Annotated in this window: 21 protein-coding genes, 1 tRNA gene and 1 pseudogene; 9 read left to right on the top strand and 14 right to left on the bottom strand. The window is 58.7% G+C overall.

The genetic code is table 11. The annotated features are described in order from the left end of the window. Positions 1–189 precede the first annotated feature (189 nt). The gene (locus M5B97_RS13135) at positions 190–540 is read right to left on the bottom strand and encodes a hypothetical protein (protein ID WP_248731672.1); all 351 of its coding nucleotides are present in this window, start codon (positions 538–540) and stop codon (positions 190–192) included. 73 nt (positions 541–613) lie between these two features. On the opposite strand from M5B97_RS13135, the pseudogene M5B97_RS13140 reads away from it, so the two are divergent. Both M5B97_RS13140 and M5B97_RS13145 read left to right on the top strand, forming a co-directional pair. After that, positions 614–781: pseudogene (locus M5B97_RS13140) on the top strand (integrase); the annotation flags it as partial. A 673-nt stretch (positions 782–1,454) separates the two neighbouring features. Beyond that, positions 1,455–1,883 carry a hypothetical protein gene (locus M5B97_RS13145; protein ID WP_248731673.1) on the top strand — a complete coding sequence of 143 codons (429 nt, stop codon included), beginning with the start codon at positions 1,455–1,457 and terminating at the stop codon, positions 1,881–1,883. 58 nt (positions 1,884–1,941) lie between these two features. On the opposite strand, the gene M5B97_RS13150 is transcribed toward M5B97_RS13145, so the two are convergent. Beyond that, a complete protein-coding gene (locus M5B97_RS13150; RefSeq protein WP_248731674.1) occupies positions 1,942–2,367 on the bottom strand; it encodes a hypothetical protein in 426 nt (141 codons plus the stop codon). A gap of 825 nt (positions 2,368–3,192) precedes the next feature. On the opposite strand from M5B97_RS13150, the gene M5B97_RS13155 reads away from it, so the two are divergent. Further along, positions 3,193–3,951 carry a hypothetical protein gene (locus tag M5B97_RS13155; RefSeq protein WP_248731675.1) on the top strand — a complete coding sequence of 253 codons (759 nt, stop codon included), beginning with the start codon at positions 3,193–3,195 and terminating at the stop codon, positions 3,949–3,951. A gap of 132 nt (positions 3,952–4,083) precedes the next feature. Here the strand turns inward: M5B97_RS13155 and M5B97_RS13160 are convergent, their stop codons facing one another. Together M5B97_RS13160 and M5B97_RS13165 are read right to left on the bottom strand one after the other, a co-directional pair. Beyond that, entirely contained in the window at positions 4,084–4,404 is a 321-nt protein-coding gene (locus M5B97_RS13160; RefSeq protein ID WP_134657639.1) for a hypothetical protein, read from the bottom strand. Between the two features lie 1,162 nt (positions 4,405–5,566). Beyond that, positions 5,567–5,657, bottom strand: a tRNA-Ser gene (locus tag M5B97_RS13165). A gap of 152 nt (positions 5,658–5,809) precedes the next feature. Between M5B97_RS13165 and M5B97_RS13170 the strand changes: the two genes are divergently transcribed. Next, the gene (locus M5B97_RS13170; RefSeq protein ID WP_060755618.1) at positions 5,810–6,481 is read left to right on the top strand and encodes a Bax inhibitor-1/YccA family protein; all 672 of its coding nucleotides are present in this window, start codon (positions 5,810–5,812) and stop codon (positions 6,479–6,481) included. A gap of 60 nt (positions 6,482–6,541) precedes the next feature. On the opposite strand, the gene murB is transcribed toward M5B97_RS13170, so the two are convergent. The 8 genes from murB to M5B97_RS13210 all read right to left on the bottom strand — a co-directional run bounded on the left by murB (position 6,542) and on the right by M5B97_RS13210 (position 13,397). Further along, positions 6,542–7,561, bottom strand: a complete 1,020-nt coding sequence (murB, locus tag M5B97_RS13175; protein WP_248731676.1) for a UDP-N-acetylmuramate dehydrogenase — start codon at positions 7,559–7,561, stop codon at positions 6,542–6,544. After that, positions 7,558–8,022 (bottom strand): low molecular weight protein-tyrosine-phosphatase, encoded by a 465-nt coding sequence (locus tag M5B97_RS13180; protein ID WP_123717746.1) that lies wholly within the window; start codon positions 8,020–8,022, stop codon positions 7,558–7,560. Before M5B97_RS13180 ends, murB begins: the two co-directional genes overlap by 4 nt. Then, entirely contained in the window at positions 8,022–8,786 is a 765-nt protein-coding gene (gene kdsB / locus M5B97_RS13185) for a 3-deoxy-manno-octulosonate cytidylyltransferase (protein WP_134657644.1), read from the bottom strand. Before kdsB ends, M5B97_RS13180 begins: the two co-directional genes overlap by 1 nt. Continuing rightward, on the bottom strand, positions 8,783–8,968 hold the full coding sequence (locus tag M5B97_RS13190) for a Trm112 family protein (RefSeq protein WP_003174668.1): 186 nt from the start codon (positions 8,966–8,968) through the stop codon (positions 8,783–8,785). The genes kdsB and M5B97_RS13190 overlap by 4 nt, the downstream gene beginning before the upstream one ends. A gap of 24 nt (positions 8,969–8,992) precedes the next feature. Further along, positions 8,993–10,003, bottom strand: a complete 1,011-nt coding sequence (gene lpxK / locus M5B97_RS13195) for a tetraacyldisaccharide 4'-kinase (RefSeq protein ID WP_123717748.1) — start codon at positions 10,001–10,003, stop codon at positions 8,993–8,995. Then, the gene (locus tag M5B97_RS13200; protein ID WP_123717749.1) at positions 10,003–10,431 is read right to left on the bottom strand and encodes a biopolymer transporter ExbD; all 429 of its coding nucleotides are present in this window, start codon (positions 10,429–10,431) and stop codon (positions 10,003–10,005) included. Before M5B97_RS13200 ends, lpxK begins: the two co-directional genes overlap by 1 nt. Next, positions 10,428–11,063 carry a MotA/TolQ/ExbB proton channel family protein gene (locus tag M5B97_RS13205; protein WP_090370297.1) on the bottom strand — a complete coding sequence of 212 codons (636 nt, stop codon included), beginning with the start codon at positions 11,061–11,063 and terminating at the stop codon, positions 10,428–10,430. The genes M5B97_RS13200 and M5B97_RS13205 overlap by 4 nt, the downstream gene beginning before the upstream one ends. A 108-nt stretch (positions 11,064–11,171) precedes the next feature. After that, positions 11,172–13,397: a DNA internalization-related competence protein ComEC/Rec2 gene (locus M5B97_RS13210; protein ID WP_248731677.1), complete on the bottom strand. Its 2,226-nt coding sequence runs from the start codon at positions 13,395–13,397 to the stop codon at positions 11,172–11,174. Positions 13,398–13,533: 136 nt separating this feature from the next. Here M5B97_RS13210 and M5B97_RS13215 point away from each other — a divergent pair, with 136 nt between their 5' ends. Next, on the top strand, positions 13,534–14,049 hold the full coding sequence (locus M5B97_RS13215; protein WP_123717751.1) for a DUF2062 domain-containing protein: 516 nt from the start codon (positions 13,534–13,536) through the stop codon (positions 14,047–14,049). A 3-nt stretch (positions 14,050–14,052) separates the two neighbouring features. Here the strand turns inward: M5B97_RS13215 and M5B97_RS13220 are convergent, their stop codons facing one another. Together M5B97_RS13220 and M5B97_RS13225 are read right to left on the bottom strand one after the other, a co-directional pair. Next, a complete protein-coding gene (locus M5B97_RS13220; RefSeq protein ID WP_248731678.1) occupies positions 14,053–15,411 on the bottom strand; it encodes a sensor histidine kinase in 1,359 nt (452 codons plus the stop codon). After that, a complete protein-coding gene (locus M5B97_RS13225) occupies positions 15,398–16,126 on the bottom strand; it encodes a response regulator transcription factor (protein ID WP_248731679.1) in 729 nt (242 codons plus the stop codon). The genes M5B97_RS13220 and M5B97_RS13225 overlap by 14 nt, the downstream gene beginning before the upstream one ends. A gap of 205 nt (positions 16,127–16,331) precedes the next feature. Here M5B97_RS13225 and M5B97_RS13230 point away from each other — a divergent pair, with 205 nt between their 5' ends. The 4 genes from M5B97_RS13230 to M5B97_RS13245 all read left to right on the top strand — a co-directional run bounded on the left by M5B97_RS13230 (position 16,332) and on the right by M5B97_RS13245 (position 21,035). Next, positions 16,332–19,085, top strand: a complete 2,754-nt coding sequence (locus M5B97_RS13230; RefSeq protein WP_134657650.1) for a response regulator — start codon at positions 16,332–16,334, stop codon at positions 19,083–19,085. 47 nt (positions 19,086–19,132) lie between these two features. Continuing rightward, the gene (locus M5B97_RS13235) at positions 19,133–20,122 is read left to right on the top strand and encodes a 2-hydroxyacid dehydrogenase (RefSeq protein WP_248731680.1); all 990 of its coding nucleotides are present in this window, start codon (positions 19,133–19,135) and stop codon (positions 20,120–20,122) included. 71 nt (positions 20,123–20,193) lie between these two features. After that, a complete protein-coding gene (locus tag M5B97_RS13240; RefSeq protein WP_123717755.1) occupies positions 20,194–20,634 on the top strand; it encodes a hypothetical protein in 441 nt (146 codons plus the stop codon). Further along, complete coding sequence (locus tag M5B97_RS13245) at positions 20,631–21,035, top strand: META domain-containing protein (RefSeq protein ID WP_134657653.1); 405 nt, start codon at positions 20,631–20,633, stop codon at positions 21,033–21,035. The genes M5B97_RS13240 and M5B97_RS13245 overlap by 4 nt, the downstream gene beginning before the upstream one ends. Positions 21,036–21,045 lie beyond the last annotated feature (10 nt).

Raw genomic sequence — 21,045 nt, forward strand, 5'->3', positions numbered from 1 at the left:
CAGTATTGGGCAGCACTCTGGACGCTATAAACGTCGATAGCCGGATAGTGCGGTACGGAATCAACACCGGCAGCCCGAGCATCCTGACCTCACTGTGCTTACAAGGTGGTGCGAGACGCGAACGGTGCGATCAATACATTGGGGCGTCGACGCTGGTACGGTCTTTGGCAGACAGCGGGAAGACTTTGTTTATTTCTGCTGAAGCAAATTCAGATAGGCCCTGCAAAACTCGCTATTAACGATTTCATTGACTCTGGTGTCCCGTCCATCCCATGAAGAATCGGAAGAGCCCATAATTTCATCTCTGACGTTCGCAGTGATCTTAGTCAGCTCTGCTATGTTTTTCTTGATACCGTTTTCTCGCATATACAGGCCTGTTATTTCCCAAGATTTCACTATCAAAGGGTCATTTTGCTTTTCAACGCTCGCTGCCATGGTGCACCGAATCATATGAAATATCCGCTCCTCATGGCGTTCACATCCCTGTGTTGCCAGAAGAGTGCCGGCGAGTATCGCCGAGAGAAATGTGCGTCCTTTCATCTTTCCTCTTGTATCCATCCAATATTTAGTTTTTCAAAGGGGCGACAAAGCGATCACCATCGCCAGAGAGAGCGGCGATGGCGTGTTGGCAGCCAGCATTGGCAAATTCCAGTTCCGCGACATACGCCCCAAGGCTGCAAGCGAGATCCCCGACCTGGGAGATGCGAGCCGACTCCTGGGCCACACTGACAAGCGGATAACCCAGAACGGTTATCGACGCCTCGGGGGAGATCGTAAATAAGCGTCCGGCCAAGTCATCTTCCGAACCTCCACGGTGCTCTCGCATTAAAGCTAATCAAGTGATAAATACCCTATAAAAGCTCATTGTTGCGGGCTCCCATCTTTTAGAGTGCCGTCTCGAACCCCAACTTGAAGCGCCTAAACCACTACCGCCGCTATCAAAATCCGCATGTCGTTTCCTTACTCTCAAATGGTACAGATCGCCGCAACCCTCATCGGGCGCAAGCACTCACGACTCCAGAAATTTTTTCCGATGGCGTCTGCCACGTACGGAAGAAATGGTACCGGACAAGAGATCCAGCCCCTTTCGGATCAACGTCAGCCAGATGCCATGGAATTTCAGGATTTGGTGCTATCACCGTGTATCGAGTACCCGACGTCTGCAATATCCCTCCGAGACTGCCACCTATCAACTCCGTCGCCTGCCACCCATCTCGGATGCACTCGGCAACAGCCTTAGGTGAATGAGGCGAGTCGATTTCAATCAATGCCGGATTTTTTCTGATATCCCCAACACTTGAACACCCAGCCAGCGCACATATCGCTAGCGTCCCGAGAATAATCCGCATGTCGTTCCCTCTTTTGGTTTGGTGGGACTGTAACATTGAGGCTTTGGCGTCAAAAGCCACGCGAACTGGCCGCACCATCACTCGGCTTTAAAAAGGTCACAGGGAATGAGATCAGCAGAAAAGAATATTTCACAGCCCACTCGCATACCTATTGCGGCAATAGGCGTCGCTCTGGGCCCAGCCGTTGCTGCCTTAATATCTCCAAAAAATGAGTATTTCTTAGCCAACTTTACGGGTTACTGGTTACCACAAGCAGCAGTTCTTTGCGTAGCTCTTCTTTGCAAGGCACCACGAGGGACGCTGGGCGGAATCGCTGCCGCCATGGCGCTGTACTTGTACCTTTTTGACATATGGGTCACAGAGTCTATGGGTTGGCTTATTTACTTCTTCAGCTTTCCTGGAGCCCTCATAGGAGCATTACTTGCTGTTTTTGTTACTCCTTCACGCAAGCTGTTCGAGGCACCGACTGCCTTTGGCTTGGTAGTTCTAGGCATAGCGTTGAATCTGGCAGCCTTCCGGCTCAGGACTTTCTGAGTTTTGTGGGCGCCAGATGCAAAAAGCCCGGCTCAGGGCCGGGCTTAACCTTCGCGGTTTACTTGAAATAGCCGGTTCGGCGCATCCACAGGCTGTAGACCCAAACGGCAATCAGCAAAACCGCTTGTATGATTTCCGGCAGCACAAACCTTACAACTTGTACGTACTGGCTGGCAGGTACACGGAAAATTTCTGGCAGCGTGAGCGGGATCAGCGTCAGCGCGAAAAATAATGAACTCAGCAGGAACCATGATGATTTTGCGCGGCGCCCCCAAAAAAGCACACCGCCCGCAACCAATAAGACGCACGCCAGTGCTGGCGGGAACAGCATGATCAGCGGAAAATCCCCCATCCTGGCCATACCCCAGCCTTCGCTGACAAGCCAGTAGGCGATTTTTACCGCGATAGCCAGGCAGTAGATGACTGCTAGCGTGACCATAACCGGGCGTGCGGGGTTTCGTACCTGAGATGTACTTGTATCCATAAATTCCAGACCTGCCGAAAGGCCTGATCATCCAGCCAAACTCCGAAGTTTACCGGACCTTCGGCGGAATAGAAGCTGCCGTGAGCAGGTTTCAGCGGTGAATAGGCTGGCTCTGCACGGCTCTGAAACATGTCCACTATCCAGTGTGGATGGAATGTCAGAAACAGGGCTTACCGGCGTAGTAGCTTATGCTTTCAGCAAGCCATGCGAGGGAATGACAACGGCACAGGTAACTGCGAACGCGGCATTACACATCACCCAGATCGGAACCACGCTCCTGGGCGATGCCCCGGAGTGTAACAGTGCATACGGAATCGGAGCTCCGGTGCCCGCTTCCGGTATTTACCGCTGCACCGGCTGCTGGGATGAGATCACGTCCAACAAGGGCGATAAATCCCTCCGCAGAACCGACATCAGCACGCCAACTTAAGCCTACGATTTTGTGTGGATTATTAGCTCTGGTGGTAGTTATCTCGGAAGCAGGATTTAAGCTCAATCTACTTCGAGCCATTTTCGGAAAGCGTTTAAACCTGTCCCAAACGCAATAGCGCATCTCGCTAGGAGCCAAGAAATCCGGAGCCCTCTTCGAAATTAAGCGCCACGGTTACGAGATAGGTGAAAGCGTGGCACGCAAATCACAGCAGGGAAATTTTCCGAATCGCTGCGAATGAGTCTTTCCGATGAAGACACTATCGAATAACTCGCGCCATACAAATGCACCCGCTCCGCAGGTATAGTGGATTTGACCATAGGGTCTCAAGTCATATAGTTTCTCGGTTATGTATCTCAAACCGCCCTAATTCCTTGTTCGAAATTGGCCCACTCATGACTGCATCAAACGCATTAACCCACCTAAAACTAACTGAAAAGCACAGAATCGCTTGTCAACAACTTTTGGATTGGTTGCCAACAATTTCAGAACCTAAAAGCGTTGTTTTTGCTGGCAGTATCATCGCAGGAACAGCAGGACCTTCCAGCGATCTTGACGTCGTCGTGCTTCACTCCAGCGGCTGGCGCCGTAGAGTTCAACGCTGGTTCAACGGTACTCCTGTAGAAGTTTTTTTCAATTCAGAAGAGTGGCTACGTCATAGCATTGTCGAAGGTGCTGATCAGGCAACACCTGTCATGGCTCATATGATCGCAACGGGAAAAATAATATTTGATACAGATGGTCTCATGGAGAACATAGCTGATGCCTCAAAGGAGCTATTGAAGCGAGGTCCATGCTGGAGCGCTGAAAAACTGCTATATACACGCTACGCAGTAGCAAGTGCAGTAGACGATGCACTAGATATGAGTGACAAGCCAGGCCCTATTTTTTGGCAGTTACAAGCATTGGCTGTAAACGGATTAGTTAATTATGCCTTCCTTAAGCGAAATATGTATCCTCCGCGACCAAAGCTCCAGCTGTCGGCGTTGGCTTGCATCGAGCCTGAAGCAACGGACAGCCTTTGCTCTGCGATAACAGATGAAACAATCTCTACGGCAGCTCATTCGCTTAAGGACGCATCCCACAAAATCCTCGGAGTGACAGGTTTTTTTGAATGGGACTCGGGACAGGATGACTCACGTCCGAGTAATTAAGGCATGAGGCAAATAACCGGGCCAGTGACTTCTTGAGTTATCCGCGCCACGAAATCGTTATTAGGGCAAACGTGGCACGAGAATTTCATAATCAGAGCTTGGCAGAATTGAAGAGAGACCGGGGGGATGGGGTTATACCTCCAGATCACTCTCCAACGGTACTCCGTGTTTAATGGTACCGAACCATTCGAATTGGCCGATTGTTTCTAAGGCAGTATTCAAAATATCATCAGCAATATCATCGAACTGCTCTACAGAAGGGCAGAGTTCAAAATTGCAACAGCAGCTGTTTGAGTCATAGAACAAGCTGACGACACGGTTTTGTAATTCCTTTTTGGCGATCGCGACGCAGAAGTTAAGCATCTCGGCAAGCTCGTACGCTTTACCATGGCGGGTACAGATGTCGATCCCGTATGCATTCAAAGAATCAACTGAAACATTAGGCTCGCGCATTTTTACTCCTGGCTCCGGCCCATGCCGGTGACAACCGATATACCCCAACCCAAACCAAATTGCCACCGCCTGTCACGAGGGTCTAGACCAACTGATTAACTTTGCGAACTCAGAAAACCTGGCAGCTACCGTAAACATGCTCCCTCTCGGATCCACCCCGTCGAAGCAAACTATCGGCCATGGGGCAGCTCCTCGCAGGTCGAACGCAAACAGCTGCCCACCGCCATCACCGCCGAAAACAAATAAGCCAGATGCTATCTCTTCAAACAGGGCTATCTGTGAAGCGTCAGAGGCTGTTTCAGCTGGATCAAGGCAAAAGTTGAAGAGAGGGTATGTAAGCGGTCCCTCACCACCATTGCTATATGTGAGCAGTTGGTAGTATTCGAAGGGGAGATCTCGAGGCGCTGCAGCACGAAGGGCATTCAGAGCTTCGATAGAGGCTCCCTCATTACCTATCCAGTCTGAGTTGAGTTTCACAGATACGCCTCTTTGATTCGGCTCCATGCCGGTCACCCGTAATACCCCATATTAACGAACCTTGCCAGCCGCCATGCCGTAGCGTCTTCCGTTCGTATCGGCGGACACGCTGTCAATACGGGAGGCAGACGTCGCCAACAAATTTCTGCAGGTGTCCCAGGGCAAGACGTCCGAGGCTGCGAATACGCCTTACCGCTGCCGGCACGCTCAATGACCTGGGCTCCCGGGTTGCAAGACTTATCGAGCAGAGACGTTCGCGAGGAATACGCAACCCTTACCTCATAATCACCGAGGACGGCCGGCAGGTGAAAAAATACATGCTTCGTCTGCGATTAGACGACGCCCGCGACAAAGCGATCGCCATCGGCATCGGCAGAGTGGCTGGCGACGGGGTTCTTGCAACGAGTATTCGGAGTTTCCGTTCCGTGACATTCGACCAAAAGCCGCAAGCGCGATCCTCGACCTAGGCAACGCCAGTCGTCTGCTCGGGCACCCGGACAAGCGCATAGCAGAGACGGTTTATCGGCGGGTCGGGAGATCGAAAAGCCAACGCGCTGACCGCAATTTGCAATGAGTTGCGCAAACCAACTGAAATGATGCGGAAACGATCAGTAGTTAGGCTGCTTGATTTCTCAACCCCCAGAAACACAAAAGCCCCGCTTTCGCGAGGCTTTCGTTTGAATCTTGGCGGGAAACCAGGGATTCGAACCCTGGGAACGCTATTAACGTTCGCCGGTTTTCAAGACCGGTGCATTCAACCACTCTGCCAATTTCCCTTTTGCATCACAGGAGTATTGTAGCCCTTCCTGTCTCAGCGGGCGCCATGATACCCGAATGAAACACACTGTCAAACTCTCGCCATAGCTTGTTACAGAGCGTCTGTTATGATCTTTGCGACTGAACGTTTCAAAACTGAAGGAGTGTCGCCATGCGCGAACAGAATTACGCAGTGAATGGTAACGCGCAGGCTGAGCAGCTTGAAGTCAGCCGCGTGTTGCGCAACACCTACGGCTTGCTCGCCCTGACCCTCGCATTCAGCGGCGTGATGGCGTACGTGGCGCAGCAGATGCGTGTTGGGTATCCAAATATCTTTGTCGTACTGATCGGCTTCTATGGCCTGTTCTTCCTGACCAACAAGCTGCGTGACTCGGCCTGGGGCCTGGTGTCTGCGTTTGCCTTGACCGGTTTCATGGGCTTTATCCTCGGCCCGATCCTGAACCGTTACCTCGGCATGGCCGGCGGCGCTGAAGTGGTCAGCTCGGCATTTGCCATGACGGCTCTGGTATTTGGTGGCCTGTCGGCCTATGTGCTGATCAGCCGCAAGGACATGAGCTTCCTGGGTGGTTTCATTACCGCAGGTTTCTTCGTGCTGCTGGCGGCCGTGGTAGCGGGCATGTTCTTCCAGATCAGCGGCTTGCAACTGGCGATCAGCGCGGGCTTTGTGCTGTTCTCCTCCGTGTGCATCCTGTTCCAGACCAGCGCCATCATCCACGGCGGTGAGCGTAACTACATCATGGCGACCATCAGCCTGTATGTATCGATCTACAACCTGTTCATCAGCCTGTTGCAGATCTTCGGCATCATGGGCCGTGATGACTGATTGCTAGCACCCAAAAAAATGCCCCGTATCGCAAGATACGGGGCATTTTTGTTTCAGGGCTCAATACTGGTTGGGTTCCATCTCCAGGTCGACCTTGAAGCGTTCAGCGATATCCCGCTGAATACGCCGTGCCAGGCTTGCAATGTCGTGCCCGGTGGCGGTGCCATAGTTGACCAGCACCAACGCCTGCATTTTATGCACGCCCGCGTCGCCCTCCCGAAAGCCCTTCCAGCCGGCCTTATCGATCAGCCAGCCGGCAGCAAGCTTCATCTGCCCATCTGCCTGAGGGTATACCACAAGATCCGGGTACTGCGCCTGTAGCTCTGCGGCCAATGCCTGGGACACCAGCGGGTTCTTGAAAAAGCTGCCGGCGTTGCCAAGTACCGCCGGGTCGGGCAGCTTCTCGCGGCGAATGCTGCAGATCGCCCGGCTGACGTCACTGGGTGTCGCCTCAATGATCCCCTGCGCGGCCAAGCGCTGTTGCACCGGGCCGTAGTCGAGTTTCAGGTGAGAGGTTCGGCTCAGGGCAAAGCGCACCCGCAAAATCAGCCAGCGCCCGGTTTCGTGCTTGAACAGGCTGTCGCGGTAGGCGAAGTTGCACTCATCCAGGCTGAAGTCCCGCAGCTCGCCGGTATGACGATCCAGGGCCGTCAGGCCGGCAAAGACGTCCTTGATCTCTACACCGTAGGCACCGATGTTCTGCATGGGGGCAGCACCGACGGTCCCGGGGATCAGGCTGAGATTTTCCAGGCCGCAAAAGCCATGTTCCAAGGTCCACAGCACAAAGGGGTGCCAGGCCTCCCCGGCCTCAGCCTCCACGACCACACGCTCACCGTCATCGCGCAATACCCGGATACCCTGGGTCGCCATACGCAGCACCAAGGCGGGAATATCCTGGGTCAACAGCAAGTTGCTGCCGCCACCGATCACCAGCAGCGGCACCGCTTGCGCGGCGGCATAGGCCAGCGCATCACGGACATCCGCATCGCTGTGGGCCTCCGCAAACAGCTGGGCACGCACATCAATGCCAAAGCTGTTGAACGGCTTGAGCGACACCTGCGCAAGCACTTGCAAGGTCATAACCGCCCCTTCAATTCAATCACCAATAAATCGCAGGCTCGCTCGATCAGGTCCAAGACCCGTTCAAAACCTTGTTCGCCTTCGTAGTAAGGGTCTGGCACCTCATCGACCTCGGCGCCATACCGGCGCAGGAACAAGTCCAACTCGGCCTTGCCCTGACCCGAGTGCAACATTTTCAGGTTGCGCAGGTTGCTGTGGTCCATGGCCAGGATCAGGTCGTAGCGCGCGAAGTCGGCGCGTGACACCTGTTGCGCACGCTGGCCCGACAAGTCATAGCCGCGTGCCAATGCCGCACGCTGGCTACGCTGGTCAGGTGGATTGCCCACATGCCATTGACCAGTACCGGCCGATGCCACCTCAACCTGGCCCGCCAACCCCGCTTCGCGCAATTTGTGGCGCAGTACGCCCTCGGCGGTCGGCGAACGGCAGATATTGCCGAGACAGACAAACAGAACCTCCATCAGGCCCCCAGCAGGCGACGGACGCGCTCAAGGTCTTCAGGCGTATCAACACCGGCAGGCGGTGCTTCCAGGGCATCGCCCACATGGATGCGCACGCCATGCCACAGAGCGCGCAATTGCTCCAGGGATTCGGTATTTTCCAACCAGCACGGGCCCCAACTGACGAAGTCATGCAGGAAACCGGCACGGTAAGCGTAAATGCCGATGTGGCGACGGTACGGCACGCCCTCCGGCAATACTTCGGGGTTCCTGGCGAAGGCGTCGCGAGCCCACGGCAAGGTCGAACGGCTGAAAGTCAATGCCAGGCCATTGATATCGCTGACCACCTTCACCACGTTCGGATTGAACAGGGTGTCGATGTCTTCAATGGGTTCGGCAAGGGTGGCCATGCGTGCTTCGCCATGGGCGGCCAGGTTGGCCGCCACCTGATCGATCACACTGGGCGGGATCAACGGCTCATCACCTTGCACGTTGACCACGATGGCGTCGGGCGCAAGGCCAAGCTGCGTGGCGACTTCGGCCAGGCGGTCGGTGCCGGAATTATGGTCTTCGCGGGTCAACACCGCTTCAGCGCCAAAGCCCTGGCAGGCCGCGATGATACGCGGGTCATCGGTAGCCACCACCACGCGCTCGGCACTGCTTTTACTGGCCTGCTCCCACACCAGCTGGATCATCGGTTTGTTGCCGATCATTTGCAGCGGTTTGCCCGGCAGACGGGTCGATGCGTAACGCGAAGGAATGACAACGGTAAAGGCGGTGGTCATTTATCCAGGCGCTCATCGGTCGTCAGGGTGCGGGCTTCGCTTTCCAGCATCACGGGGATGCCGTCACGGATCGGATAGGCCAGGCCAGCACCTTTGCTGATCAGCTCGGTTTTATCGGCGCTGAGCTTGAGCGGGCCTTTGCAGATAGGGCAAGCGAGGATGTCGAGCAATTTGGTGTCCATGAGTGTTTCCTGGAAAGAAGCGTTTTAAGGCAAAAGACGGGCAGGCAGCAGGCGCATCAGTTGTGTGTCGAACCAGGCGACAAACGCCGGCGACGGCACCGCATCCACCGCAAGGTACCACCAGTCGGGCTGGGCAAAGGCGCGGCACTTCACCGCGTCTTTCTCGGTCATGACCAGTGGCAATGACGGCGTAAAACTCAAGACCTCGGCGTTGTAGGACGCGTGGTCGGCAAATGCATGGGGTATCGGCTGCCAGTGTAGCGTTTCAAGGGTATTGAAGAAACGTTGCGGGTTGCCAATACCAGCGACCGCGTGCACCGCCTGGCCCATCGGAAAATAATCGATCGGCTGGCGCTCACCGGTACTCAGGTTGATCAACGCCGTGGGCAACAGACGGAAGGCAAAGCCGTCCTCACGGTCCGCCACGGCGCCGTTGTAAAGCAGCGCATCCACGCTCTGCAAACGCTCCACCGGCTCCCGTAGTGGCCCGGCGGGCAGGCAACGGCGGTTGCCAAGTCCCCGTGCGGCGTCGATCAACACCAGCTCCAGATCGCGGGCCAGGCGGTAATGTTGCATGCCATCGTCTGAAAGGATCAGGTCCAGGGTTTCACTGGCCAGCAATGCTTTAACGGCGCGACTACGGTCAGGGTCGATCATCAATGGGACGCCGCAACGCTGCACGATCAGCAAAGGCTCGTCCCCTGCCACCTCGGCGCTGTGGCTGGCCTCTACCCGCCAAGGCAGTTGCGGCGGCCTGGCACCGTATCCACGGCTGACGACGCCTACGCGCAAACCACTGCGCCGGCAGTGCTCAATCAGCCACAGAATCAACGGTGTCTTGCCCGTGCCACCCACGGTGATATTACCGACCACCACCACCGGCACCGGGGACTGATAGATCTCGCCCTCACCCGCCAGGAACCGTGCCCGCTTGCGCTGCACCACCCGGCGATACAAAGACTCCAGCGGCCGCAGCAGCGCGAGAGCCGGATGGCCTTCATACCAGGCCTTGAGCAATCGATCGGACATGGGCATCAGGGTGCGCTCGCGGCCTCGACGGTGGACATGCGCAAATGGCTGAAGCCAAGTTTGCCGGCAGCATCCATCGCGGTGATCACCGCCTGGTGCTGGGTCTTGCCATCGGCACTGATCGACAGCGGCATTTTGGTGTCGCCACCGGACTCCTTCTGCAAGGCGTCCATCAAGCTGTTGAGGTCGTTCTTTTCCAGCAACTGGTTATTCACCGAAAACACCCCATCGGCACTGATGGCGATGTCCAGTTGCTTGACCTGCTGATCTTCGGCCGGCGAGCCGCTGACCGCTTCCGGCAAATCAACCCGCAGCTCGGTCTGCCGGGTGAAGGTGGTGGTGACGACAAAAAACAGCAGCAGGATAAACACCACGTCGATCAGCGACGCGAGGTTGATATCGACATTTTCCCGTTGCTTGCGGCGAAATTTCACGCTTTGCCCTCGACCAGGTCCACATCGCGATCGCCCTGCACCACTTCCACCAGCTTGATGGCTTCCTGCTCCATGCCCACCACCAGCTCATCAATGCGGCGCTGCAGGAAGCGATGGAAGAATACCGATGGAATACCGACCATCAGGCCCGCCGCAGTGGTAATCAAAGCCTTGGAGATACCCCCGGCCAGCACCGCGGCGTTGGTGGTCATACCCGAGCCCATGAACGAGCTGAAGATATCGATCATGCCCAGCACCGTCCCCAGCAAGCCGAGCAACGGGGCCATCGCGGCAATGGTACCGAGGGCATTGATGTAGCGTTCCAGCTCATGAATGACCCGGGCAGCAGCCTCTTCGATGCACTCTTTCATGATCTCGCGACCATGCTTGGAGTTGGCCAGGCCGGCGGCGAGGATTTCCCCCAGGGGTGAGTTGGCGCGCAGCTCCTTGAGTTTTTCCTTGTCGAGTTGCTTATTCTTGATCCAGCCCCAGACCTGCCCCAGCAAGTGCTCGGGGGTGACGCGGCTGGCGCGCAGGGTCCACAGGCGCTCGGCAACAATGCCGAGTGCGGCGATGGAGCTGAGGATGATCGGTAACATCATCCAGCCACCGGATTTGACCAATTCCCACACAGTGAATGTCCCCTCGAAAAAGTGCGCCACTTTATCATATAGGTTCGGCGGCGGGGTTCGTCGACCATAGACCCGCCCGTCGCAGGCACCCGCCTTTATAACGCTGGACTAAGGTAACGGTTCGCGCCAGAAACGGCGTTGACTGCGCGCAACAACCGGTGGCTTGAAGGCGCCCAACTGCAGACGCACCGCGCCCTGCTCGGCGCTGTCGTATACCCGACTGCCCAGGGCCTGATAACGTTCCATCACCGAGGCATGAGGGTGGCCGAATGCATTGCCTCGCCCTCTGGAGATCAGCACCGACTTGGGCACCAACCGTTGTACGAAGGGCCAGGATGAAGAACTGCGGCTGCCATGATGGGGGGCTTGCAGCCAATCGGTCGGCTTCGCCAGCGGCGTGTCGAGAAAAGCCCGTTCCGCCGCACGGTCAATATCGCCGGTGAGCAGCAGGCGCTCGCCATTGGCCTGTACCTGTAACACGCAAGACTTGGGATTACCGTCGACAGCGCCAGGCCATTGCCATAATGCGAACGACACACCGTCCCACGTCCATGCCTCGCCACTGATACAGGGCTGAGTACCGAGAAACGCCGGCAGACCTTCGGTCTCGCCGCCCACTACCCGGCCGATGGGCAGCCCCTCGGCAATCGCAGCCGCACCGCCGGCATGGTCGGCGTCGGCATGGCTGAGCAACATCATGTCCAACCGCTCGACCCCAAGTTTTTTCAACGATGGCAATACCACCCGCGCGCCTAAATCAACCGCGCCGGATCGAGGGCCGGCATCGTAGAGCAAGGTGTGATGACGGGTGCGCAGAACCAGTGCCTGCCCCTGGCCGACATCCAGTTGCACCACTTCCACTCGCCCATGGGGCACCAGCTCCCTGGGGGGAAATACCGCCAACAGGAGCATTGGCCACCCCAGCAGCCGGAACGGCACACCCTTGGGCAGCAGCAATATCACCGCGCCCACGAGGCTCACCAGCCAATACCCCAACGGCACTTCGGCCGGTATCCAGGCGGGCCGTTGTGCGGCCAACAGGGCCAAACCCGTGAACAGCCCATCCAGCGCCCCGCCGGCCAGCCACAGCACACCCTCCCCCACAAAGGGCACCCACAGGAACGCAGTCCCCAGCAACGCCAGGGGCAACACCACCAGGCTGATCCACGGCACGGCAAATAGATTGGCCACCGGTGCGCTGAGGCTGATGGGCAGGCCGAGTACCAACAAAATCGGAAACAACCCGATTGCAATCAGCCATTGGGGTCGGGTCCACGCCTGCCAGGGGCTCCAGGGGCCCAAACGTGCGCCGAAGGCCAACACCAGCACGGCAACCGCGGCAAACGACAACCAGAACCCCGGTTGCAGACTGGCCAGGGGTTCAAACACCAGTACACCATTAAACGCCAGCAACAAAGGCCACCAACCGCCCAGGTGCCGGAACCGCAGACGCCACAGCAGCACCAGGGCGACCATCAGGCAGGCCCGCTGCACCGGTACGCCAAACCCTGCGAGCAGGCCGTAACCCAACGCGCCGGCAAACGCCAAACTGCAGGCCCACGGTAGCCAGGGCAACACGCGGGGCCAACCACCGTAGCGCGCCAACCCCGCCACCAGGCCGTAAATCAAGCCCGCCAGCAAACCAATATGCTGGCCGGAAATCACCAGCAGGTGCACGGTCCCGGTGTCCTGCAACACCCGCCAATCCTGCGCGGTCAGCCCGGAACCGTCCCCCAGCACCAACGCCACCACGGCAGCTTGGCGATTATGCATGCCCACGCTCATCAGGCGTTGACGCAGGCTATCGCGCCAGGCATCGCGAGCCGGTGCCAGACGCTCACCGTCCTTGACTGACGCCGTGGCGCCAATGCGCTGGGCCAGCAACCACGCCTCGTAGTCAAAACCGTGAAAGTTGAGCAGGCCGGACGGTCGTTTGAGTGTCACCGCCAGGCGCCAGCGCTCGCCACTGCGTACCGGTGGACCGCCGTGCCAAGACACTCGGATACGCTTGGGCAACCGCGCATTGCGCGCCCGGCTGTCGGTCAGTTCGAAGCGCACGCCGGTGCCCGTCTGCTGCGGCAACCCGCTGACACGCCCCTCGACCCAACGAGTCTGCCCATCCAGCGCCGGCACCAATCGATCATTCAACGCCCACTGCGCGCCGATGCAAGCCCAGCTCAGGCCCAGCAGAAAAAAAGCCAGCGGGTAGCTCCGCCACGGCAACAACATCAAGGCCAGCACCAGCATCGCCAACAAAGCGCCAGCCGGTGGCAGCGCCGGCAACCAGCGCAACGTCAGCAAACCGAGTGCGAGCGCGAACATCCCTGTTCTCATGGATCATCCTTTTCGAAGTGATCCACTCAGTCTTAGCTGGGCGCCCGGCGCGGCCTATGATGTTTTGTCACAAAGTCTGAATTTTCTGTTTATAGAATACGCGCATACTTGCCCCTCGAACTGACCTGGACCCCTTATGCCCCGGCGCTTATTCAAACGGTACATGCCCGATCCCAGCAGTATCAGGGAACACAAGTCCTTACGATTTCTCGGCACGTTGCTGCATGACCCCAACCTCTGGCACCTGAACCGGCACTCCGTGGCGCGCGCCATGGCGGTTGGGCTGTTTGCCGCGTTTATTCCGATTCCCTTTCAGATGTTATTGGCGGCGGTCCTGTCCATCAGCGTGCGCGCCAATATGCCCATCGCTGTCAGCCTGGTGTGGCTGACCAACCCGATCACCATGCCGTTTGTGTTTGTCGGCACCTATCTGACAGGCGCCTGGCTGATGAATGTGCCGCCACGCAGCCTGCCCGACAACCTGACGTGGGAATGGATCAGCGGCCAACTGAGCACGCTGTGGCAGCCATTCCTGTTGGGCTCGGTGGTCTGTGGTGTGCTGCTGGCGGCGCTGGCCTACTGCCTGACCATGCTGTACTGGCGCTGGTGGGTTGCCCACCAATGGAAAAAGCGCAAACAGCGGCGTACCTGAGGGTTACCGAGCCACGAGTCGCAGATGCACGCGCAGGCCCTGCCCGGTATTTTCCGCCCACAAGCGCCCACCCTGGCGCTGCACGGCGTTGCGGGCAATGCTCAAGCCAAGGCCGAAACCACCGTCCCCGGGGCGTGAGCCCTCCAGGCGGGTAAAGGGCGCGAAGATGCGTTCAAGGTCTTGCTCATCAATCCCGCCACCCTGATCTTCCAGCCACAGATGCCAGTGGTCGCCTTCGCGACAGCCATCCAGTTGCACCACCCCGTGAGCGGGCGAATGCCGGATCGCGTTGCGCAGGATATTTTCCAACGCCTGGGCCAGTGCATTCAGGTTGCCCCGCACCCAACAGTCGACCGCCAGGCGGCACGGCAAGCGCGACGCAGGCCAATCGCTTTCATAGCAGGCATTTTCCCGCAGCATGTCCCACAACGCCTGGATCTGGATGTCTTCATTGGGCAAGGGCGTGCGCTCACTGTCCAGCCAAGCCAATTGCAGACTGTCTTCCACCAGATGCTGCATGCCGTCGATTTCACGGCTCAACCGCTCGCGCAGTTGCGCCAGGTCTTGTTCACTGTCACAGGCCACGCGCAGGCGGCTCAGGGGTGTGCGCAACTCATGTGACATATCCCGCAGTAACTGTTGCTGTAATACCACGGTGCCCTGCAAGCGCTCGGACATATGGTCAAAGGCCCGGCTCAACTCGCCCAGTTCATCCTGGCGGCGGGTGGCCTCGCTAGGCATGCGCGCATTCAACTGGTCGGCGCGCCAGGCGTTGGCCTGCTCACGCAATTGATTGAGGGGCATGATCAACAACCGATAGAGGCCAACGCACAGCAGCAGGGTAAATAAACCGGGAATCACGCCATTGGTCACCACACGCCAGAACAGCTGATAACGCCCGGGCATGAATCGTTGCGGCAGCTCGATCACCAATGCCCCCGCGCCAGGGTTCACAGGAAACGCAACCTTCAGCCACGGCAGCCCTTTGACATGACGACTGACCGGCCATTCCAGGCCGCGCAGGAACGTCAGGCGCTGGCTCTCCTTGTCGCTTAACGGTGTACTGCTGAGGGATTGCAGATCCTTGCCGATCACCCCGATCCAGGTCGACTCGCGGGTGGTCATCAGTTGCAGCCACGCATCGACACCCGCACGTCCCTGCGTATTCCAGGCCAATTCGGCGCCCGCCGCGTAGCCCCGCAGGATCTCGCGGGACTCTTCAGACACGTAGGCGCTTTGCTCCTCCATATACCGGCCCCAGGACCAACTGAGCCAGATCATCAGCAAACAGAAGGCGATCAACAGGCTGGCGAGCTTCCAGAACAGCGAGTGCTTGCCAGGCAAGCGCTCAAAGCCCCTCATCGGCACCGCTCAATACGTAGCCCTTGCCCCATACGGTACGCACTTCGCGTTCGCTGTAGCCGATGGCCTTGAGCTTGCGACGAATCTGGCTGACGTGCATATCCAGGCTGCGATCATGGGGCGCATAACCGCGCTGCAATACATGCTGATAAAGGAACGCCTTGCTGAGCACCTCTTCGGCATTCCGGTGCAGGGTTTCCAGCAGGCGATATTCACTGCGCGTCAGCCCGGCCCAGCGCGCCTTGTAAAAGACGTCACACACTTCATCGTCAAAGCGCAGGGTATGTGCTTCTTCGCGCGCGGTTATCAGGGCCGCCTGCGGACGACGGTCCAGGGCGACCCGTCGCAGGATCGCCTCGATGCGCACGCGCAACTCGATCATGCTGAACGGCTTGGGCAGATAGTCGTCCGCCCCCAGGCGAAAGCCGCTGATGCGATCCGCCTCGGCACCCAGTGCCGACATCAGGATCACAGGCACCGCATGGCTCTGGCGTAAATGCGTGAGGATCGATAACCCATCCAGCCCGGGCAGCAGGATGTCCATCAACACCACGTCGAACGCCTGGTCACGGGCCATCTGCAACCCTTGCCGGCCGTTCTGGCACCACGTGACCTCGAAGCCGCAGCGGCCCAAGTGCTCATGCACATAGGCGCCCAATACAGGGTCATCTTCGATGGTCAGGATACTGGGTGGGCCAACTGCTGCGGGATTCATTAGCGTCTGCAAGTCATTCTCAATAACTGATTATTCAAGATTAAACTGTTACAGGCAATCGCCAGATGGCAGCAAATGGCCCGAAGATTGCCGCATGTCATTAATTTACGAGAATCCACGCTGCGCAAATGGCTACACTGCGCAGGTGGCACGGGCCGGATGCCTGTGTGAATGATTGATATCAATGTGGTGGCAGGAGAGTGGCGTGCTTAGAAGAATGGGGATAAAAGGCCGCGTACTGTTGCTGACCTTATTACCGACCAGCCTGATGGCCTTGTTGTTGGGCGGTTATTTCACCTGGATGCAACTGTCGGAACTGCAGAGCCAGTTGCTGCAACGCGGCGAGATGATCGCCGAGCAATTGGCCCCGCTGGTGGCTCCACCCCTGAGCAGCAAAAACACAGATCTGCTCGAACGCATCGCCACCCAATCCCTGGAACAACCGGACGTGCGCACCGTATCGTTCCTCGCACCCGACCGCTCGCCCCTGGCCCACGCCGGCCCGACCATGCTCAACCAGCCGCCCACCGGTAACAGCTCACAATTGCTGCAGCGCACCGGCAACGATGCCACGCGCTATCTGTTGCCGGTATTCGGCCACCATCGCAACCTCGCCGGCGAACTGATCCCCGATGAGTCCGACCGCCTGTTGGGCTGGGTCGAAGTGGAACTGTCCCACAACGGCATGTTGCTGCGCGGCTATCGCAGTCTGTTCGCCAGCCTGCTGTTGATTGCCATTGGCTTGATCTGCACCGCCGCTCTGGCACTGCGCATCAGCCGCACGATCAACTCACCTATCGGCCAGATCAAACAGGCTGTGGCCCAACTCAAGGACGGTAATCTGGAAACACGCTTGCCACCCTTGGGCAGCCAGGAATTGGACCAATTGGCTTCGGGCATCAACCGTATGGCCGAAACCCTGCAAAATGCCCAGGAAGAACTGCAACACAGCATCGATCAGGCCACCGAAGACGTACGGCAGAACCTGGAAACCATCGAGATCCAGAACATCGAACTGGACCTGGCGCGCAAGGAAGCCTTGGAGGCCAGCCGAATCAAGTCGGAGTTCCTGGCCAATATGAGTCATGAAATCCGCACCCCGCTCAACGGCATCCTGGGTTTCACCCACCTGTTGCAAAAAAGCGAGATGTCGCCACGCCAGTTGGATTACCTGGGCACCATCGAAAAATCCGCCGACAACCTGTTGGGCATCATCAACGAGATCCTCGACTTCTCGAAAATCGAGGCCGGCAAACTGGTGCTCGACAGCGTGCCCTTCAACCTGCGCGACTTGCTGCAAGACACCCTGACCATCCTCGCGCCTGCCGCCCATGCCAAGCAGTTGGAACTGGTCAGCCTGGTGTACCGCGACACGCCACTGGCGTTGGTCGGCGACCCGCTACGCCTCAAGCAGATCCTGACCAACCTGATCAGCAACGCGATCAAGTTCACTCGCGAAGGCACCATCGTGGCCCGGGCGATGATCGAGGACGAACAGGAAGACAGCGTACAACTGCGCATCAGCGTGCAGGACACCGGCATCGGCCTGTCCAACCAAGATGTACGCGCACTCTTCCAGGCCTTCAGCCAGGCCGACAACTCGCTGTCGCGCCAACCGGGCGGCACCGGCTTGGGGCTGGTGATTTCCAAGCGCCTGATCGAACAGATGGGTGGTGAAATCGGCGTTGACAGCACGCCGGGTGAAGGTTCGGAATTCTGGATCAGCCTTAACCTGCCCAAGACCCGCGACGACGTTGAAGACCTGCCCGCCCCGCCGCTGCTCGGTCGCCGCGTGGCCGTGCTGGAAAACCACGAACTGGCGCGCCAGGCCCTGCAACATCAGTTGGAAGACTGCGGCCTTGAAGTCACGCCGTTCAACTCCCTGGAAAACCTGACCAACGGCATCACCAGCGCGCATCAGACCGAGCAGGCCATTGACCTGGCGGTACTCGGCGTCACCGCCAACGACATTCCTCCCGAACGCCTCAACCAGCATCTATGGGACCTCGAACACCTGGGCTGCAAAGTGCTGGTGCTGTGTCCTACCACCGAGCAGATGCTGTTCAACCAGGCGGTGCCCAACCCCAACAGCCAATTGCAGGCCAAGCCGGCCTGTACGCGCAAGTTGCGCCGAGCGTTGGCCGACCTGATCAGCCCGCGGCCTTCGCGCAGTGAACCGGGTGAGCCGCTGTCCAGTCGTGCACCGCGTGTACTTTGCGTGGATGACAACCCGGCGAACCTGTTGCTGGTGCAAACCCTGCTCGAAGACATGGGCGCCAAGGTCCAGGCGGTGGAAAGCGGGTATGCCGCCGTCAATGCGGTGAAACAGGAGACCTTCGACCTGGTACTGATGGACGTGCAAATGCCCGGTATGGACGGCCGCCAGAGCACCGAGGCGATTCGCCAGTGGGAAAGCGAACGCCACGGCACGCCGTTGCCGATAGTCGCCCTCACGGCCCATGCCATGGCCAATGAAAAACGAGCACTGTTGCAAAGTGGCATGGACGACTACCTGACCAAACCCATCAGCGAGCGGCAACTGGCCCAGGTGGTGTTGAAGTGGACCGGTCTGGCCCTGCGCAATCAAGGGCCGGAGCGCACCCCCGAAAATTTGGCTCCAGGTGTGCGACTGCAGGTACTGGACCACGAGGAGGGTTTACGCCTGGCCGCCAACAAGGCCGACCTGGCCGCCGATATGCTCGCCATGCTGCTGGCGTCCCTGGAGGCCGACCGCCAGGCCATCACCGCGGCCCGCGATGCCAATGACAACAACGCCCTGATCGAACGCGTTCACCGCCTGCACGGCGCCACGCGCTACTGCGGTGTGCCGCAGCTGCGCGCCGCCTGCCAGCGCGCCGAAACGTTGCTCAAGCAGGACGACGCCAAAGCCATGGCCGCACTCGACGAGCTGGACATGGCGATTGCGCGCCTGGCCAGTGAAGCACGGGTCAGCGCCTGACCCCTGCAGGCGCTTACCCAATCCGCAATGACAGGGAGTTTTATTTGATGCGCGTCATTCTTTTCAGCAGCCAGCATTACGACCGCGACAGCTTTCTTGGCGAGCCGCTGCCCGCCGGCTTGGAACTGCACTTCCAGCCCGCGCGGCTCAACCTCGACACCGTGGCCCTGGCCGACCATCACGAGGTGGTGTGTGCCTTCATCAACGATGACCTCAGCGCGCCGGTGCTGGAGCACCTGGCCAAAGGCGGCACGCGCCTGATTGCCTTGCGTTCGGCCGGCTATAACCATGTCGACCTTGCCGCCGCGAGGCACCTGGGGCTGGCCGTCGTACGCGTCCCGGCGTATTCGCCCCACGCGGTGGCCGAGCACGCCGTGGCGTTGATCCTGGCCCTCAACCGTCGCTTGCACCGCGCTTATAACCGCACCCGCGACGGCGATTTCAGCCTGCACGGGCTGACCGGCTTCGACCTCGTCGGCAAGACGGTCGGCGTGGTCGGCACCGGGCAGATCGGCGCAACATTCGCCAGGATCATGGCCGGTTTCGGCTGCCGACTGGTGGCCTACGACCCCTTCCCCAATCCTCAGGTGCAAGCCCTCGGCGCCCGCTACGTAAGCTTGCCCGAGCTGCTGGCCGAGGCGCAGATCATCAGCCTGCACTGCCCGCTCACCCAGGACAGCAAACACCTGATCAACGCGCGTTCCCTGGCACATATGCAACCGGGCGCCATGCTGATCAACACCGGGCGCGGCGGTTTGGTCGACACACCGGCACTGATCGACGCGCTCAAGGAGGGTCAACTCGGTTATTTGGGGCTGGATGTGTATGAGGAAGAAGCCCAGCTGTTTTTCGAAGACCGGTCCGACTTACCCTTGCAAGACGATGTGCTTGCACGCCTGCTGACCTTTCCCAACGTGATCATCACCGCCCACCAGGCATTCCTGACTCGCGAGGCGCTGGCAGCGATTGCCGGGACCACGCTGGCTAACATTGCGGCATGGGCCGACGGCCTGCCGCAGAACCTCGTCGAGGGCTGATCAGCGGTCACATACCAGGCCCATGATAGGCCGGCACCCGTGATAGGATGCCGCGCCTATTTGGAGGATCCATGGCCGAACACGATTTCCGCTTCAGCTTGCTGAGCCCGCAACACACCCTCATTGAATGCCGTGCCCTGGTGCCTGGCCGTTATCAGGTCACCGGCAACGGTGGTTCGATCAAGCATGGCGACGTACTGATCGTCACCCTGCGTGGCAGTAAAACCCTGTCGATGCGACTGACCGTCGAAGGTGACGCGCGCTATTCCATCCGCCCGGCGGGCCAATGGGTCGCCATGGCCCAGGGGCCGAAATTCGGCGAACTGGAGATTCACACCTGGAAGGTCAACTGCGACAGCTGCGAAAGCGTGCTGGAGTTTGAATTCGCAGTGGAAACCAAGCTGACCAAAGAGCCACTGCAGCCGGCCGCCAACGCGCGCATCAAGGAATTGGGCTGGGCCAGTGAAGGCGACAAGCACCGCTGCCCGAAATGCCAGAAGGCCGCACAATGAGAGCCCCTCTGTTGCTCGCCGCCATCGGCGTCGGCCTGAGCGGCTGCGCCGGCAACACGGCGAAGCTGGAGCAGGATCACAGCTACGTAGTGGAGTGGATTGGTGAGCGGCCATTGATGGACTACGCGCACCTGACCGTGACGCTGGGTGCCGATGGTCGCGCCTATGGCAACGGCGGGTGCAACCACTGGTTTGCGCCGTACACCGTCGATGGCGAGAAACTCAGTTTCGGCAAGATCGGCAGCACCCGCAAGCTTTGCGCCGAAGCCTTGATGGAGCAGGAACAGCGCTTCTTCCAGGCCCTGCAAGGCGTTGAACGCTGGGATATCTCGCCGATCGAACAGACCCGCTTCTGGCCGGCCGAGGGCAAGCCGATTCGCTTGTGGCGGGAGGAAGGCTGACCGGTCTTTA

This window comes from Pseudomonas sp. MWU13-2517 (assembly GCF_023242545.1).
GTDB lineage: Bacteria > Pseudomonadota > Gammaproteobacteria > Pseudomonadales > Pseudomonadaceae > Aquipseudomonas.